The sequence below is a fragment of the Methylobacterium sp. B4 genome (genome assembly GCF_003201865.1).
In the GTDB taxonomy this organism is placed as follows: Bacteria; Pseudomonadota; Alphaproteobacteria; order Rhizobiales; family Beijerinckiaceae; genus Methylobacterium.
In genome coordinates this window covers 126932-141338 of the sequence record NZ_QJJJ01000008.1, presented here as the reverse complement: position 1 = coordinate 141338, position 14407 = coordinate 126932, and the positions used below count along the sequence as shown (strand labels likewise).

Annotated in this window: 13 protein-coding genes and 1 tRNA gene; 2 read left to right on the top strand and 12 right to left on the bottom strand. The window is 70.3% G+C overall.

Annotated elements, in window-relative coordinates; translation table 11 throughout:
- Positions 1-345 precede the first annotated feature (345 nt).
- Positions 346-567: a DUF1127 domain-containing protein gene (locus BY998_RS12590; protein WP_110352028.1), complete on the top strand. Its 222-nt coding sequence runs from the start codon at positions 346-348 to the stop codon at positions 565-567.
- A gap of 6 nt (positions 568-573) precedes the next feature.
- Here the strand turns inward: BY998_RS12590 and BY998_RS12585 are convergent, their stop codons facing one another.
- The 7 genes from BY998_RS12585 to BY998_RS12555 all read right to left on the bottom strand — a co-directional run bounded on the left by BY998_RS12585 (position 574) and on the right by BY998_RS12555 (position 9806).
- Positions 574-1083 carry a prolyl-tRNA synthetase associated domain-containing protein gene (locus tag BY998_RS12585; RefSeq protein ID WP_110351958.1) on the bottom strand — a complete coding sequence of 170 codons (510 nt, stop codon included), beginning with the start codon at positions 1081-1083 and terminating at the stop codon, positions 574-576.
- A gap of 20 nt (positions 1084-1103) precedes the next feature.
- On the bottom strand, positions 1104-1895 hold the full coding sequence (locus BY998_RS12580) for an electron transfer flavoprotein subunit beta (RefSeq protein ID WP_110351957.1): 792 nt from the start codon (positions 1893-1895) through the stop codon (positions 1104-1106).
- Positions 1892-3139 carry an electron transfer flavoprotein subunit alpha/FixB family protein gene (locus tag BY998_RS12575; protein WP_110351956.1) on the bottom strand — a complete coding sequence of 416 codons (1248 nt, stop codon included), beginning with the start codon at positions 3137-3139 and terminating at the stop codon, positions 1892-1894. Before BY998_RS12575 ends, BY998_RS12580 begins: the two co-directional genes overlap by 4 nt.
- Complete coding sequence (locus tag BY998_RS12570) at positions 3136-5034, bottom strand: (Fe-S)-binding protein (protein WP_110351955.1); 1899 nt, start codon at positions 5032-5034, stop codon at positions 3136-3138. Before BY998_RS12570 ends, BY998_RS12575 begins: the two co-directional genes overlap by 4 nt.
- A gap of 287 nt (positions 5035-5321) precedes the next feature.
- Positions 5322-7364 carry an NADH:flavin oxidoreductase gene (locus tag BY998_RS12565; RefSeq protein ID WP_110351954.1) on the bottom strand — a complete coding sequence of 681 codons (2043 nt, stop codon included), beginning with the start codon at positions 7362-7364 and terminating at the stop codon, positions 5322-5324.
- A 51-nt stretch (positions 7365-7415) separates the two neighbouring features.
- A complete protein-coding gene (locus BY998_RS12560; RefSeq protein ID WP_110351953.1) occupies positions 7416-8543 on the bottom strand; it encodes a hybrid-cluster NAD(P)-dependent oxidoreductase in 1128 nt (375 codons plus the stop codon).
- A 3-nt stretch (positions 8544-8546) separates the two neighbouring features.
- The gene (locus tag BY998_RS12555; protein WP_110351952.1) at positions 8547-9806 is read right to left on the bottom strand and encodes an aromatic ring-hydroxylating dioxygenase subunit alpha; all 1260 of its coding nucleotides are present in this window, start codon (positions 9804-9806) and stop codon (positions 8547-8549) included.
- A gap of 272 nt (positions 9807-10078) precedes the next feature.
- Here BY998_RS12555 and BY998_RS12550 point away from each other — a divergent pair, with 272 nt between their 5' ends.
- Positions 10079-10789, top strand: a complete 711-nt coding sequence (locus tag BY998_RS12550) for a L,D-transpeptidase (RefSeq protein ID WP_110351951.1) — start codon at positions 10079-10081, stop codon at positions 10787-10789.
- A gap of 392 nt (positions 10790-11181) precedes the next feature.
- On the opposite strand, the gene BY998_RS12545 is transcribed toward BY998_RS12550, so the two are convergent.
- The 5 genes from BY998_RS12545 to BY998_RS12525 all read right to left on the bottom strand — a co-directional run bounded on the left by BY998_RS12545 (position 11182) and on the right by BY998_RS12525 (position 14355).
- On the bottom strand, positions 11182-11982 hold the full coding sequence (locus tag BY998_RS12545; protein ID WP_110351950.1) for an SDR family NAD(P)-dependent oxidoreductase: 801 nt from the start codon (positions 11980-11982) through the stop codon (positions 11182-11184).
- Positions 11983-12181: 199 nt separating this feature from the next.
- A complete protein-coding gene (locus tag BY998_RS12540; RefSeq protein WP_110351949.1) occupies positions 12182-13066 on the bottom strand; it encodes an alpha/beta hydrolase in 885 nt (294 codons plus the stop codon).
- A gap of 289 nt (positions 13067-13355) precedes the next feature.
- A complete protein-coding gene (locus BY998_RS12535) occupies positions 13356-13541 on the bottom strand; it encodes a hypothetical protein (protein ID WP_110351948.1) in 186 nt (61 codons plus the stop codon).
- A 243-nt stretch (positions 13542-13784) separates the two neighbouring features.
- Positions 13785-13967, bottom strand: coding sequence for a DUF3606 domain-containing protein (locus BY998_RS12530; protein ID WP_048430974.1), 183 nt, complete (start codon positions 13965-13967; stop codon positions 13785-13787).
- Positions 13968-14265: 298 nt separating this feature from the next.
- Positions 14266-14355 (bottom strand) — tRNA-Ser (locus BY998_RS12525).
- Positions 14356-14407: the final 52 nt, after the last annotated feature.

The window sequence follows — 14407 nt, the reverse complement described above, 5'->3', positions numbered from 1 at the left end:
CGCTGCACGAAGCGCCGATCGGACCCGTGTCGGCCCTTTCCCGATGACGCCGGCACTCGACCGATCCCGCAACCCCTCTTCCGGTCTCCGGAAGAGGGGTTTTCGCACGAGTTCCGGTCTCCAGCCGGTGCGGCTCGCCGCCGGCAACATGCATTTGAACAAGCAGCCTCATGCAAAATAAGTGAGCAATTCTCTAATTTCCGGGCTTTCCTGCTCAATGCATGCGCAAGGAGCAAGTCTGCTCCCAAGCTTCCGCGCTCCTCGGAGGACAGAAGAAGGATCATATGAGTTCCGACGCGGGCCGTCCTCGTCTTGATCAACGACGGCGCGATCGAGGCTCATCTCATGTTCGGCAAGGTTTTCGAAAGTGTTCGCGCCCAGCTCCGCGCTCGGGCGAACGAAGAGGCCCTGATGGACCTCAGCGATGCGGCTCTGGCCGATATCGGGCTGAGCCGGGCCGCGCTGCCGGGTCTGCGCTCCCGCATCGAGCCGGCTCCGGTCGAGGCGAAGGCCAGCGAGCCGCTGTTCATGGCCTTCGCCTTCCCGATGGCCCTTCAGCGCGCCTGAGGACCTTCAGGCCGCCGCGCTCTCCGGCAGGGCGACGGTGGCGGGCTCGTGCCCCTCGGCCCGCAGAACCTCCACAAGGTCGGCCGGAACGAGCGAGAGGGTGCGCGTGCTGACGAGCGGGTGAATGTTGACCCGCGTCTCCTCCAGCAGGCTGTCCTGAAGGAACACCCGCACGCTGCCCGGCGCGGCGTTGAGCGCCGCGAGCGGCGACACGGCCCCGCTCTCGACCCCGAGTTGCTCGCGCAGGGCCTCCGGGCTCGCGAAGGACAGCCCGCCGCGCGCACCGAGCACGGCGCGGAACGCCTTCAGGTCGACCCTGGCGTCGTGCCGGAGCGTGAGAAGGAAGTAGGTCTTCTTCCCGTCGCGCAGGAACAGGTTCTTGGTGTGGGCGCCGGCGATGTCGCCGCAGATCGCCATCATCGCCTCGACGGTGAGGACAGCTTCGTGCTCGTAGAGCTTGTAGGCGATGCCGCGCTCGCGCAGCCGCGTCAGCAGGTCGTCCGGGCTCAGGGGCATGGGAGGGTGTTCCGTCCTTCTCAGGTCTTCGATTTTGCGGCTCCGGCCGCAGCGAGCACGCCGATCTGCCGGAGATAGGCCAGGATCTCCCGGGCGGCCTCCTCGGGATCGGGCTGGATCAGGAGCCGACCGCTCGCGGCCGAGCCGCCCTCGCCGGTGGCCGCCTTCAGCCGCTCCGCCGCCGAGCCCCCCGCGGGCGCGCCCTTCACGATCTTCGGCCGGCGGCGATAGGGCCGCTCCTCGACCGCCACGGTGGGAGCCGCGATCGCGGCCGGCGTTGCGGCGAGCGTCGCTACGCTGCCGCGGCGAGCCCGGCCGAAGGCGTAGGCCAGCGGGGCGGGCGCATCGGGGTGGCAGGTGACGACGACCGGCCCCCGCACCGAGACCCGGCGCAGGGCGCCGCGCCCGAGGCTCTGATCGAGGCGCAGGCTCCCCTCGGCCTCGCGCGCCGCCGCGACCACGTCGGGCACCAGGGGTATGGAGAGGGCGCGGGCCAGCGCGTAGGGCACGAGCCCGCTCTCGTCGCCGCCCTGGCTGCGCCGCCCGGCCAGGATCAGGTCGGGGCCGGTCTCGGCGAGCCGCGCGGCGAGGGCCGGCACCGGGTCGTCGCCGGCCGCGATCCCGACATGCTCGATGCGGGCCAGCCCCTGGCCCAAAGCCTCGGCGAGGGCGGCGGCCTCCGGTCCGGCATGCAGGCCGACGGCCTCGCCGAGCCCGGCGGCCATCCGGATCGCCTGCGCCTCGACCCGCGGCAGAACGGACGCCCCGGAGACGGGATGCAGCCCGGCGGAGAGAAGGACCGCGATTCTCATGGCGCCGTCCCCTCCCCGGCAGGCTCTCTTGCCGTCGCTTCCGCCGCCTCTTCCGCGAGCAGCCGCAACAGGGCCGGCATCACGGTCTGGGCGTCCTGCACCACGGCGAGGCCGGCCCGCTCGATCATCGCCGCGTGCAGATCGGTGTTGACCGCGACCACGTGCTCGCAGCCGGCGACACCCTGGAGATGCTGCGGTGCCCCGGAGATGCCGAGCGCGAAGTAGCAGGTCGCCGCGAGCACCGTGCCCGAGGCGCCGACTTGGGCATGGCGCGGCATCAGCCCGGCATCGCACAGCACGCGGCTGGCGCCCGGCGTCGCGTGAAGCGCGCTCACCACGTGGCGGAAAGTGTCGAGATCGCTGAGGCCGTTGCCGGCCGACACGACGAATTCGGCGAGCGAGAGCGGCACGGTCGCGGGGTCGGCCGGGATGCGCGTCGCCGAGAGGATGCTTTTCGCAGGCGGCGGCGGGGCGGAGCCCTCGAAGGGCAGCGCGCGCGCCTCCCGCGGCGGGCCGGCATAGTCGGCCACCGCATCCGGCGCCACGGTGGCGAGGCGGGGCGGGGTGAGGCTCTGCTCGACCCGGCGCCCCCGGGCCGGGCGGACGAGACCCTTGGCGGCCACGGCCTCGGCATTGGTGAACAGCGCCTCTCCCAGGCCCACCGCGACGCGGCGGGCGAGATCGCCGCCGTCGAGCGATTCCGGGAACAGGACGTGGCGCGCCCCGAGATCCGCGAGCGCGGCCTCGATGCGGGCGGCGCGGGCCGCCGGGTCGTAGCCCTCTGCGGGCTCGAGCCGGAGCATCCGGTCGGCGCCCGCCGCACCGAGACCCTCGCACGCCCCTTCGACGATGACCGCGACGGCGCCCTCGCGTCCGGCGAGCGCGCGCGCCGCACCGATCACCTGCCGGTCGTGGCCCGAGAGGCGGCCGCCGGGGGCGTCCGGCACCACCGCGACGAGGAAGGCGGGCGCCTCGACGACGAGCGTCTTCGGCGCCTCGGCCGCGGGCGCGGCTCGGGGCGGAGTGGTGACGGCCTCGCCGACAGAACGGCCGCGCTGGCTGAGATCGTAGCGCGCCCGCGCAAGGCCCCCGATGCGCTGCGCCTCGCGCTCGGCCCGCGGGTCGCGGCGGGGCCGGCCGGAGCCGGTCGCGCGGCGGGTGCGGTCGTAGCGCGGGCGGGAGCCCTCGCCGGCGACGAGGGAGACCGCCCGCTCGGCCCGCGGATCGCGGCGCGGGCGGCTCATCGTCCCGCCTCCACCGCCTGGAGCAGGAGTTCGGCCACGTCGCGGATCTCCGCCCTGCGGTCGGTCACGCCCTCCAGCATCGCCGTGCAGGAGGGGCAGGCGACCGCGACGATGCCCGCACCGGTCTCGGCCGCCTGGGCCATGCGGATGTCGGGGATGCGCCGCTCACCCGGCACGTCGCTCACCGGCGCGCCGCCACCGCCGCCGCAGCACATCGCCCGGCGCCCGGACCGGGTCATCTCGCGGCGGGTGACGCCGATCGCGTCGAGCACCGCGCGCGGCGCCTCGGTCTCCCCATTGTAGCGGGCGAGGTAGCAGGGGTCGTGATAGGTCACCGAGAGGTCCGGCAGCCGGCCGGGATTGAGCTTGCCCGCCCGGATCAGCTCCAGCAGCAAGGCGGTGTGGTGCACGACCGTGTAGCGCCCGCCAAAGGCCGGGTACTCGTTGCGCAGGGCATGCAGCGCGTGCGGGTCGGCGGTGACGATCCGCTCGAAGCGATACTTGGCCAGCGTCGCGATGTTCTCCCGCGCCAGCGCCTGGAAGGTCGCCTCGTCGCCGAGCCGGCGGGCGAGATCGCCGGTGTCGCGCTCCTCCGCCCCCAGCACCGCGAAATCGACCCCGGCCTCGCGCAGGAGCCGGACGAATGCCCGCAGAGAGCGGCCGTAGCGCAGGTCGTAGGCGCCCTCGCCGAGCCAGAGCAGGACATCGACCCCCTCACGGTCCGCGATCCGCGGCAGGTCGAGGCCGGCGGCGAAGTCGGTGCGCGAGGCCAGCGGGCGCCCGCCAGGATCGCCGGATTGACGCAGCTCCGTCACCGGGACGACGGCCTTCTCGAGCAGCGCCCCGCGCTCCAGCGTCTCGTGCCGGCGCAGGGAGACCACGGCATCGACGTGCTCGATCATCATCGGGCATTCCTCGACGCAGGCGCGGCAGGTGGTGCAGGACCACAAAGTGTCGGGATGGATGCGCGCATCCGGCCCGATCAGCCGGGCCAAAGCTCCGCGCTCGCCGTGCCCCGCCCGGTCGCCGGGATAGGGATTGCCGGCATAGGCGGGCTCGGCCGGGGAGAGGCCGGCGACGAGATCCTGAATGAGTTTTTTGGGGTTCAGCGGCTGGCCGGCGGCGAAGGCCGGGCAGGCGGTCTCGCAGCGCCCGCAACTCACGCACGCGTCGTAGGACAGGAGCCGGTTCCAGGTGAAGTCGGCGGGCATCTCCGAGCCGAGCCGGGGCGCGTCGAGGTCGAGGGGCTGGAGCGCGGTGTCGGGGCGGCCCTCGAACCGGCCGGGCCGGGGATGGGCGACGAGGTGGAGCGCACCGGCCGCCGCGTGGCGCATCGGACCGTGGCGCACCTCGAAGGCGAGGCCGAGGCCGCCCGCCGCCGCGAGGGCGAGCGCGACGGAGCCGAAGACGCCGCCGCCACCCAGCGCGAGGATGAGGGCGGTGATCGTGCCGCCGACGGCGTAGGCGACGAGCAGGAAGGGCAGGACCTGGAAGCGGCCGGCGGAGAGGCGCTTCTGCTTCTGCGGATAGCGCCGGGCGCCCACCAGCAGCGAGCCGATTGCCGTCACGCCGAAGGCCAGCGCCACGAGGAACCAGTAGGGCCGGAAACCGGCCAGCGGCGGCAGGATCGCCAGGGCGGTCAGGATAGAGGACGCGAGCAGGCCGCCGGCCACGACCGCATGCATGCGCGAGGCGTAAGGATCGCGGGCCACGACGTGGTGGACGTCGACGAGGTAGCGCCGGGGCAGCTTGGCGAGCCCTTCGAGCCATGCCACGGGCGCGGCGGCGCCGACGCGCCAGAGGGCGGCGCGGCGCAAGCCCTGAACGAGGGCAAGCGCCGCCATCAGCCAGACGAGGCCGGGAAACACCGTGGTCAGGGGCACGAAGCTGGTCATGACGGTGGGCCTACGGGCTTGGCGACGGCGTGAAACTCATCGGTTTTGGATGAAGCATCCCCTCTCCCCGCTTGCGGGGAGAGGGCTTCGGCGACCTTGTCGTCGCTGAAGCGAGGCGGCAGCCGGGGGTGAGGGGGCTGGAACGGAAGAGACTCCTCCGTCGAAGCCCCCTCACCGCCACTTCGGCTTTGCCTCCGCTTCCTGTCCGCACGACAAGGTGCGGACAGGCCTCTCCCCGCGTGCGGGGAGAGGGGGGCGCCGACCCGCGCCCTCGCGTCCCATGAGGATCAAAGATCCTTGCACAACCTCAGGGCGTCGTAGATCGCCGCGTGAATGTTGCGGCCGGCCACCGCGTCGCCGATGCGGTAGAGGGCGCAGCCCTTCGACAGATCGTAGGGCTGCGGCTCGCCGCGGATCAGCGCGTCCTGGTCGGTTTGGCCCCGGTTGACGGAAGCCTCCTTCAAGCCGTGGTAGAGCGCATCGACGGGCAGCGTTCCGTGATCGACGACGATGCGGTCGACCAGGCGCTCCTCCTCGGCATCGGTCATGGTGTTGCGAAGCGCCGCGACGAAGCGGTTGCCCTCGGGGTAGATCTCGATCAGCTCCATGTTCGGCGTCATCACCACGCCGAGCTTGTAGAGTTCGCGCAGGTGGATCGGCTGGTTGGTGGTGCCGACCTCCTCCGCGACCATGCGGTCGTGGGTGGCGATCTCCACGAGGCAGCCGAGCTTGGCCAGCTGCTCGGCCACCGACGCGGCGTTGTGCCCGCCCATCTCGTCGTAGAGCAGGACCGAGCCGGTGGGCTCGACCGCGCCGGCCAACACCTCGGCGGTCGTCACCGCGTGCTGCGCGGCGCCCTTGGCGTGGCCGCGGAAGGGCGTGCCGCCGGTGGCGACGATGACGACATCGGGCTTTTCCGCCAACACGGCCTCTTCCGTCGCCTCGGTGTCGAGGCGCAGATCGACGCCGAGCTTCGTCACCTGGGACACCAGCCAGCGGGTGATGCCCGACATCGCCTCGCGCCAGCCGGCCTTGGCCGCAAGCCCGATCTGGCCGCTGGCAACCGTACTCTTCTCGAACAGCACGACCGCGTGGCCCCGCTCGGCGCAGACGCGGGCCGCCTCGAGCCCAGCGGGGCCGGCGCCGATCACCACCACGCGGCGGCGCACATCCGCCTTACGGATCTCGTGCGGCATGGTCGCCTCGCGGCCGGTGGCGGCGTTCTGGATGCAGAGCGCGTCGCCGCCGACATAGATGCGATCGATGCAGTAGCCCGCGCCGACACATTGCCGGATGTCGTCGGCCCGGCCCTCGGAGAGCTTCTTCACCAGATGCGGGTCGGCGATGTGGGCGCGGGTCATCGCCACCATGTCGACGTGCCCCTCGGCGACGGCCCTCGCGGCGGTGGCGAGATCGGTGACGCGCTGGGCGTGGAAGACCGGCACGTCGACCTCGCGCTTGATCGCGCTCGGCAGGAACAGGAACGGCGCCACCGGGAACGACATGTTCGGCAGCGAGATCGCGTGGGCGATGTGGTCGCGCGCCTGGCCCCCGAGGATGTTGAGGAAGTCCACGAGGCCGCGCCGGGCGTACTCGCTGGCGATCGCCACGCAGTCGTCCTGGCTGAGGCCGTCGGCGATCATCTCGTCGCCGGACATGCGGATGCCGATGACGTAGTCGTCGCCCGCTTCCGCGCGCATCGCTTCCAGCACCTCGATGCCGAAGCGCATCCGGTTCTCCAGGCTGCCGCCGTATCGGTCGGTGCGCTGGTTGACGGAGGGCGACCAGAACTGGTCGATCAGGTGGCCGTGGGCGGCCGAGACCTCGCAGCCGTCGAGCCCGCCCTCGCGGCAGCGGCGCGCGGCCTGGGCGAAGCTCTTGACGATGCGGGCGATGTCCTCGGCCTCCATCTCCTTCGGGATGGTGCGGGAGGCGGGCTCGCGCCGGGGCGAGGGCGAGACCGTGGGGAGCCAGTGCTCGGTGTCCCACTTGGTGCGCCGGCCCATATGAGTGAGCTGGATCATCAGCTTGCCGCCGTGCGCGTGCACCCGGTCGGAGAACTGGCGGAAGTACGGGATCACCGAATCGTCGGCGACCGAGATCTGGTTCCAGGGCGCGGCGGGGCTGTCGACGGCGACCGAGGAGGAGCCGCCGAACATGGTGAGCCCGATGCCGCCCTTGGCCTTCTCGGCGTGGTAGAGCTGGTAGCGCTCCTGGGGCTTGCCGTCCTTCCCGTAGCCGGGGGCGTGGCTCGTGGACATCACCCGGTTGCGGATGGTGAGGCCCTTGATGGTAAGCGGCTTCAGAAGCGCGTCGGCATTGGCGATCACGGGACGACTCCCGAAGGCGATTTTTTGGGGGTTTAGGAGAGGCGGCGGCGCTCAGCGCTCGACGACGAGGTCGCTGGTCGGCTTCGAGCAGCAGAGCAGCGCCATGCCGGCATCGATCTCGCGCTGGCGGATGCCGCCGGCATGGGTCATGGCGACGGTGCCGGAGGTGAGCTTCGACTTGCAGGTGCCGCACAGGCCCTTGGCGCAGGACGAGGGCAGGCGGATGCCGGCCTTGCGGGCGGCGTCGAGCACCGTCTCGTTCTCGGGGCATTCGAGCACGCGCCGGGTCTTGGCGAATTCCACCCGGAAGGTGCGCACGCCGCCCGCGGGCGCGGCCTCGGCGTCGAGGTCCTTGGCCGCCTCCGCTGCAGCCTCATGCTCGGCCTCCGGCAACTCGCCGAAATCGAAGCTCTCCTGATGGTGCCGGGCCATGTCGAAGCCGGCTTGCCGCAGCATGGCCCGCACCGCGTCCATGTAGGGCTTCGGGCCGCAGACGAAGATTTCCCGGTCGAGGAAATCGGGCACGGCCTCGCGCAAGGTTTCGAGCGAGAGCCGCCCCTTCGGACCCGCCCAGATTTCATTCGGTGAGTCGGTCTCGCAGACCGCGTGGAAGCGGAAGGCGGGATCGAGCCGGGCCATCGTTTCCAGCTCACGCCGGAAGACGATGTCGGCGGGCGAGCGGGCGGAGTGGACGAAGGCCACGTCGCGGGGCTCGGCCAGATCGTGGAAGCTGCGCGCCATCGACATCATCGGCGTGACGCCGCTGCCGCCCGAGAGCAGCAGGTACTGTTCCGCCGGATGGCTGAAGCAGGAGAACTCGCCCATCGGGCCCAGCGCGCGGACGGTGTCGCCGGGCTTCAGATTGTCGTGCAGCCAGTTCGAGACCGGGCCGCCGGGCACGCGCTTGACCGTGAACGAGACCGCATGCGGCCGGGTCGGGGCCGAGGAAACGGTGTAGCAGCGGTGGATGGTCTCGCCGCCGATCTCGAACGAGAAGGTCAGGAACTGGCCCGGCGCGTAGGCGAAGAGCCGCGGCTCACGCGGCGCCAGCACGAAGGTCTTCACGTCGTGCGTCTCGTCGCGCACGGCGAGGCAGACCAGCCTGTCGTCGGCCTCCGCATCCCAGGGCGCGGAGGCCGCCAGCCGGCGGGCGGCCGGTTCGGAGGAGGCCGGCGCCATGGCTCAGCGCCCCAGATGCGCGGCCATGCGGCCGACATACCAGTTGCAGAACTTCTCCACGAGCATCTCGGTGTGCGGCGAGTAGGGGCCGGGCTCGTAGGCCGGGCTCGAAACGCCCTGCTGGCAGATGCCGACGAGCTCGCTGTCCTGATCGTTCGTGGCCTCCCAGACGCCGGTGAGGTTGGCCAGATCGTAATCGACGCCCTCGACTGCGTCCTTGTGCACGAGCCACTTGGTGCGCAGGAGCGAGCGCTCGGCGTCGAGCGGCAGCACCGAGAAGGTGACGATGTGGTCGCCCAGGAAATGGTGCCAGGAATTCGGCTGGGTCCAGACCGAGAGGCCGCCGGCCTTGGCGCTGGTGAGGTTGCCGAGCAACCGCTTGCAGGCGGCCTTGGTGTCGAGGGTATGGGACTCGCCCTCCCCGTCCAGCGGCAGCCGCTCGGTGCGGAAGCCCGTGATCATGGTGTCGAGCTCGTCGATCTCCTTCGACGGTAGGCCTTCGGCCTCCCACTCGCCGTGGCGGGTCTTGAGCAGGCAGCCGTAGCGCTCCGCGTTGGCGCGGTCGTGCTCGTCCATCTCCTCCGGCGCGAAGCCGAAACCGTAGGCGAAGAGCGGCACGGTCAGCTCGGGATGGTTGGCCCCGCAATGGTAGCACTCGCGGTTGTTCTCCATCGTGAGCTTCCAGTTGCCGGGTTCGATGATGTCCTTCTGGAAGGCGACCTTGGTGTCGCGCACGTTGTGCGGCTCGATATAGGGCCCGAGCTTTGCGGCCATCTCGTCGAAATCGGCCGGCGGCTGGTCGGCGAGGCAGATGAAGAGCAGGCCGGCCAGCGAGCGGACGTGCACGGGCTTCAGGCCGTGGCAGCTCTTCTTGAAGTCCGGGCCCATATGCTCGGCGTGGATCAGGTTGCCGGTGAGGTCGTAGGTCCAGGAATGGTAGCGGCAGACGAGGTTGCCGACCGTGGATTTCTCGTCGTGGACGAGCCGGGCGCCGCGGTGGCGGCAGACGTTGTGGAAGGCACGGATCGCGTCGTCGTCGTCGCGCACGATCGCGACCGAGGTCTTGCCGATGTCGACGACCATCACGTCGCCGGCCTCCGGCACGTCGGGCTCGACGCCGACATAGATCCAGTGACGGCCGAAGATGATCTCCATGTCGGCCTCGAACACTTCGGGGCTGAGGTAGAAGGGGGCCGCGAGGGTGTAGCCGGGGCGGCGCTCGCGCAGCAGCCGCTGCAGCGGGGTCGGCGTCACATCGAGCATGGGGACCTCCCGAGCCGTATCTGGCCCCAGGACTATCGCGGCTCGAACCTTTTCCCGCTGCCACGGCAGCGACACTTCCTTGGCTCGCCGCGACGTGCCTCGCGCGTTCCGCGCCACCCACCGGAGCGGCGGCTTTCGGGGCCGGGAGAGGCCGCGCAAGGAGGGCCGAGCTTGGCCCCGCCCGAGGCGGGTAGCGCGAATCGCAGCTTGGCAGTACGCTCAGTGGGTGCGGCCCGGCGCGTCGGGCCGCAGAAGAGGGGAAGTCCGGGATCATGACGATGGACGGTCGGGGCGCCGATGCCGGCGGGAGGCATGAATCCGCGAGGCATGAATCCGCCCTGCTCAGCCGCCGCTCGTTCCTGATCGGATCGGCCGCCGGGGCCGGTACGCTGGGACTGGGGCTGGGCGGTTGCGCCACCTCCGACGGCCTGCTGCTCGCCGAGGCCGCGACGATCTACGGGCCGATGCCGGAGGAGAAATTCCCGATCCCGGCGGTCGATGTCCGCAAGGTCAATCCGAAATACTATCGCCGCACGGTCCGTTACGAGACCAAGGAAGCGCCCGGCACGATCGTCGTCGATCCCCGCAACTTCTACGTCTACCGCATCGAGGAAGGCGGGGCCGCGACCCGTTACGGCGCCAATGTCGGCCGCGACGGGTTCCTGTGGAGTGGCGACGCCTATGTCGGGCGCAAGTCCGAATGGGCGACCTGGACCCCGCCCAAGGAGATGATCCGGCGCCAGCCCGAGGCGGCCAAATACGCCCGCGGAATGCCGGGCGGCCTCGACAACCCCCTCGGCGCCCGCACGCTCCATCTCTACCAGAACGGCGCCTATACGCTCTACACGATCTACGCCAGCAGCGATCCCGAATCGATCGGCTCGGGCATCACGAGCGGCTGCGTCGGCCTGCTCAGCCAGGACATGATCCACCTCTACGCCCGCACGCCGGTCAAGACGAAGGTGGTGGTTCTGCCGGCCTAGGGAAAAGCGTCGGCTTTCCGTCGCCCCCCGAAGCAAAAGCCCCGAGTCCGCGTGGGAAAGACAGGGCGATCGCGTCGAGCGATTTCCCTCCGTGTGGGACCGTGCGGTTCGGGCCGCAGAGGGCGCCGGTCGGCTTGTTTCGTCCCGAGGGAAAGGGGGCGAGCTGACGCGAGAACACTCCAAGGGCTGCCTAATGATGCCGGGCCAAGTCAGTGGCCGAATGAATCGATGCCGTTCGGGCATCTATCGCCGGGAATGGGATATCCCATGCTCAAACCCGCTCGGCCGGTGCAGCGGCCGGGCGAACGATCGTGCCGGTCGCCGAGGGGGCGCTCGCCTGGGTGGCCGAGATGCGCTCGGCGCAGTCCGTTCGGCCTTTCGAAGCGCCCCGGCTACGTCGCCCCGCCCGGCTCCGACATCGTCCTGTGCCGCTCCGCCTTCGCGGCGTCGGGCAGGACGCGGTTCAGCACCGCGGCCTCGAAGCGTGTCGCGGCGCTGCCGGCGACGACCTTCTCCCGGCCCGCCATCATCGCCTCGTAGCCGGCCCTGGCCACCTCGGCCGGATCGCTCTTCGGGCCGGCGCCGATGCGGGTGTCGTCCATGCCCGCACGGTGGAAGAAGTCGGTCTCGGTCTGCCCCGGCAGGAGCGCCGTGACCGTGACGCCGGTGTCGCGCAATTCGTTGCGCAGCGCCTGGGCAAAGGAGAGGACGAAGGCCTTGGAGGCGCCGTAGACGGCTTCGAACGGCACCGGCGTGGTGCCCGAGATCGAGGCGGTGAACAGGACGCGTCCGCTTCCTCTGGCGACCATGCCGGGCACGACGCACTTGGCCAGATGAACGGTCTCGACGACGTTGATCCGCATGAGGTCGCGTTCGTCCTCCCAGCGGTTTTCCGTGAAGGGACCGCCGAGCCCGATGCCGGCATTGATGGCGATCGCTTCCAGCGGTCGCCCGGCGGCCAGGATCGCGGCCTGCAGCGCCTGGACCCCCTCCGGCGTCGACAGATCGGCGCGGCAGGCTTGGACGGACGACCCGGCCGCGCGCATCCCGTCGGCCACCGCCTCGATGCGCTCGCTGCGGGCGGCGATCAGAAGATCGTAGCCGTCGGCCGAAAACAGCTTCGCCAGCTCAAGTCCGATGCCGCTGGAGCCGCCCGTGACCACGGCCAGCCCCCGGCCCTCCTGCGCTCCCATCGTCGGTCCATCTCCGAAGGCTGCCATGGTTCTGTGCAGGCGCAACCGTCCGTCCGATCGAGAGGATCCCGCGCCGACGGCCGGACCTTGCGGGCACGGCGTGCAGGGCAGGCCGCGTGTCCGCCGGAGCCTCATCGGGCTCGGCTCGGAAACTTTGGCCCAGAAAACCTCAGCCCAATAAACCTCAGCCCAATAAACCTCAGCCCAGGAATTCCTGCAGGGCGGCGAGCACGAGGTCCGGCCGCTCCTCCTGCAGGGTGTGGCCGCAATCGAGCGCGTGGCCGGAGACGTCGGTCGCCTTCTCGCGCCAGGTCTCCAGCACGTCGTAGCTCCGCCCCACCGTGCCCTTCGCGCCCCAGAGCGCCAGGAGAGGCAGCGTGATGCGCCGGTCGGCATCGGCCGCATCGTGCTCCAGGTCGATGGTCGCGGCCGCCCGGTAATCCTCGCAGATGGCGTGGCGGGTCGCGGGATCCCGGTAGACCCGCAGGTACTCGGCGAAGAGCTCGGGGCTCGGGCTGCCCGGCGTCTTCGACTGCCCGTCGACATGTGTGCGCAGGAAGAATTCCGGATCGGCGCCGATCAGGCGCTCCGGCAAGGGCGCAGGCTGGATCAGGAAGAACCACCAGAAATAGGCCGTGGCGAAGGCCTTGTCGGTGCGCGCGTACATCGTGGCGGTCGGCGCGATGTCGAACAGGGCGAGCCGGGTGAGCGCGCCGGGATGGTCCAGCGCCATGCGATGCGCCACGCGCCCGCCCCGGTCGTGCCCGACCACGGCGAAGCGCGCGTGGCCGAGGCGCCGCATCACCGCGACCGCGTCGGCGGCCATGGCGCGCTTGGAATAGTTGGCGTGGCGCGCACCGCCCTCCGGCTTCTCGGAATCGCCGTAGCCGCGCAGGTCCATCGCCACCACGCTGAACCGCTCGGCCAGGGCCGGGGCGACCGCGTGCCAGGTCGCGTGCGTCTGCGGATGACCGTGCAGCAGGAGGAGCGGCGGCCCCGAGCCAGCGACGGCGGCGCGGATCCGCATGCCGTCGGCCTCGATGTCGCAAAGGTCGAAGCCGGTGAGGAACGGGTCGGTCGTCATGCCCGCATCTTAGCGCATCGCCGGAGATGGCGGATCCAGGACGACGCCCGCGCTACGGCCGGGCCACATGGTTCGAGCCGGATCGGTCGTCGATGCCGCAACCATTGAGTCGTCCTGCGGACTTGGATGCCGGAGCCGGCGGAAGTGGGCATTCCGACCCGCCAGAATAAAGTCATATGAATCAATTTCTTTAATGTATCGGCGGCTCGATCTGTCGCGTTTCACCGCAGCGCGCGGCGTTCAGAGCAAAAGGGCATTCGGTGCCCTCCCCTCCATCGGATGCACCGCGTCACATCCGGTGACGCATCCCCCGGTGATGGTGCCGGTGCATCGTCCGCCACCCGTTGTGGGACATGCGGGCCTGCGTGACGTTGCTTTCGGCCTGGATGCCAACGGGTGCCATCGGGGCTGCCGAAGCGGTGCCGGCCGCGAAGCCTCCGAGCAGGATTGCCAGCGCGAGCGCGGTCTTCTTCATTACCGTCTCCTTGGGAGCGCATGGCCGTCCCAGGCAGGCTGGATAGGTGATTGTCCTGGGCCAAGATCCCCGCCCGAGAGCATTTTCCTCCGACGATAGGAGCCAAGGCGTGCCCCACCAAGAGCCGTATCCGACCCGATCGCATCAGGCCTCCGTCTCCAGGTCCTTGTTTCAACACGCTTTCTTTCGCCGAGCCGGCGTCAACGTCGTCGGAAAGCGCTTTAGATCATGCTCGCTTGCTTCCTAGCGCTTTTTGCCCAGCTCGGCCGCGATGTCCTTGGTCATGCGGCCGACCTTTCGATGCGCTGCGATGAGTTGATCCTGCGTGACGCCCCAGCGCTTCATCCAGAACTCGACCGCTTTGCGCTCGCTGAGATCGAGGCGGTCCTTGTCGATGAAGCCGCGCTTGTCCTTGAGGCCGGCCATGAATGATCCAGTGAAGTAGTCGGAGGATGTCGATCGGATGAGGTGGGGGAAGCCGCCCGTAACGCAAGACGCGCTGTTGAAACCCGTCGTCGCGGACCTCGCTGAGCCCGCCTCCGGCACCCCTGTCCGCCAGATCGAGGCGAGCCGCTCGGCTTTTGCTACGGACAGCTCATGCGATGAGCCGTCCCTAAGGCGGCGCGCGGCGTCGAACGGCCGGTCAAGCCTCACGGACGTGAGGCGCACGGCACGCTGCTTCAGCCCGGCTGGCGCGAATGCCGTCGTAAATATCCGAAATCATTGGCGGAAGGGGTGGGATTCGAACCCACGGTGGGGTTGCCCCCACGGCGGTTTTCAAGACCGCTGCCTTAAACCACTCGGCCACCCTTCCCCGGCCGCGCCAGCCCGGAGATCGGGGTCGGTGCGGCTCGCTTCTGTCTATG

Coding starts and splice junctions, on each gene's coding strand:
- BY998_RS12590 (WP_110352028.1), top strand. CDS start 346: ATGTTCGGCAAGGTTTTCGAAAGTGTTCGCGCCCAGCTCCGCGCTCGG.
- BY998_RS12545 (WP_110351950.1), bottom strand. CDS start 11,982: ATGGGAGCGCAGGAGGGCCGGGGGCTGGCCGTGGTCACGGGCGGCTCC.
- BY998_RS12530 (WP_048430974.1), bottom strand. CDS start 13,967: ATGGCCGGCCTCAAGGACAAGCGCGGCTTCATCGACAAGGACCGCCTC.
- BY998_RS12560 (WP_110351953.1), bottom strand. CDS start 8,543: ATGGCGCCGGCCTCCTCCGAACCGGCCGCCCGCCGGCTGGCGGCCTCC.
- BY998_RS12540 (WP_110351949.1), bottom strand. CDS start 13,066: ATGACGACCGACCCGTTCCTCACCGGCTTCGACCTTTGCGACATCGAG.
- BY998_RS12535 (WP_110351948.1), bottom strand. CDS start 13,541: ATGAAGAAGACCGCGCTCGCGCTGGCAATCCTGCTCGGAGGCTTCGCG.
- BY998_RS12550 (WP_110351951.1), top strand. CDS start 10,079: ATGACGATGGACGGTCGGGGCGCCGATGCCGGCGGGAGGCATGAATCC.
- BY998_RS12570 (WP_110351955.1), bottom strand. CDS start 5,034: ATGACCAGCTTCGTGCCCCTGACCACGGTGTTTCCCGGCCTCGTCTGG.
- BY998_RS12575 (WP_110351956.1), bottom strand. CDS start 3,139: ATGAGCCGCCCGCGCCGCGATCCGCGGGCCGAGCGGGCGGTCTCCCTC.
- BY998_RS12580 (WP_110351957.1), bottom strand. CDS start 1,895: ATGAGAATCGCGGTCCTTCTCTCCGCCGGGCTGCATCCCGTCTCCGGG.
- BY998_RS12585 (WP_110351958.1), bottom strand. CDS start 1,083: ATGCCCCTGAGCCCGGACGACCTGCTGACGCGGCTGCGCGAGCGCGGC.
- BY998_RS12555 (WP_110351952.1), bottom strand. CDS start 9,806: ATGCTCGATGTGACGCCGACCCCGCTGCAGCGGCTGCTGCGCGAGCGC.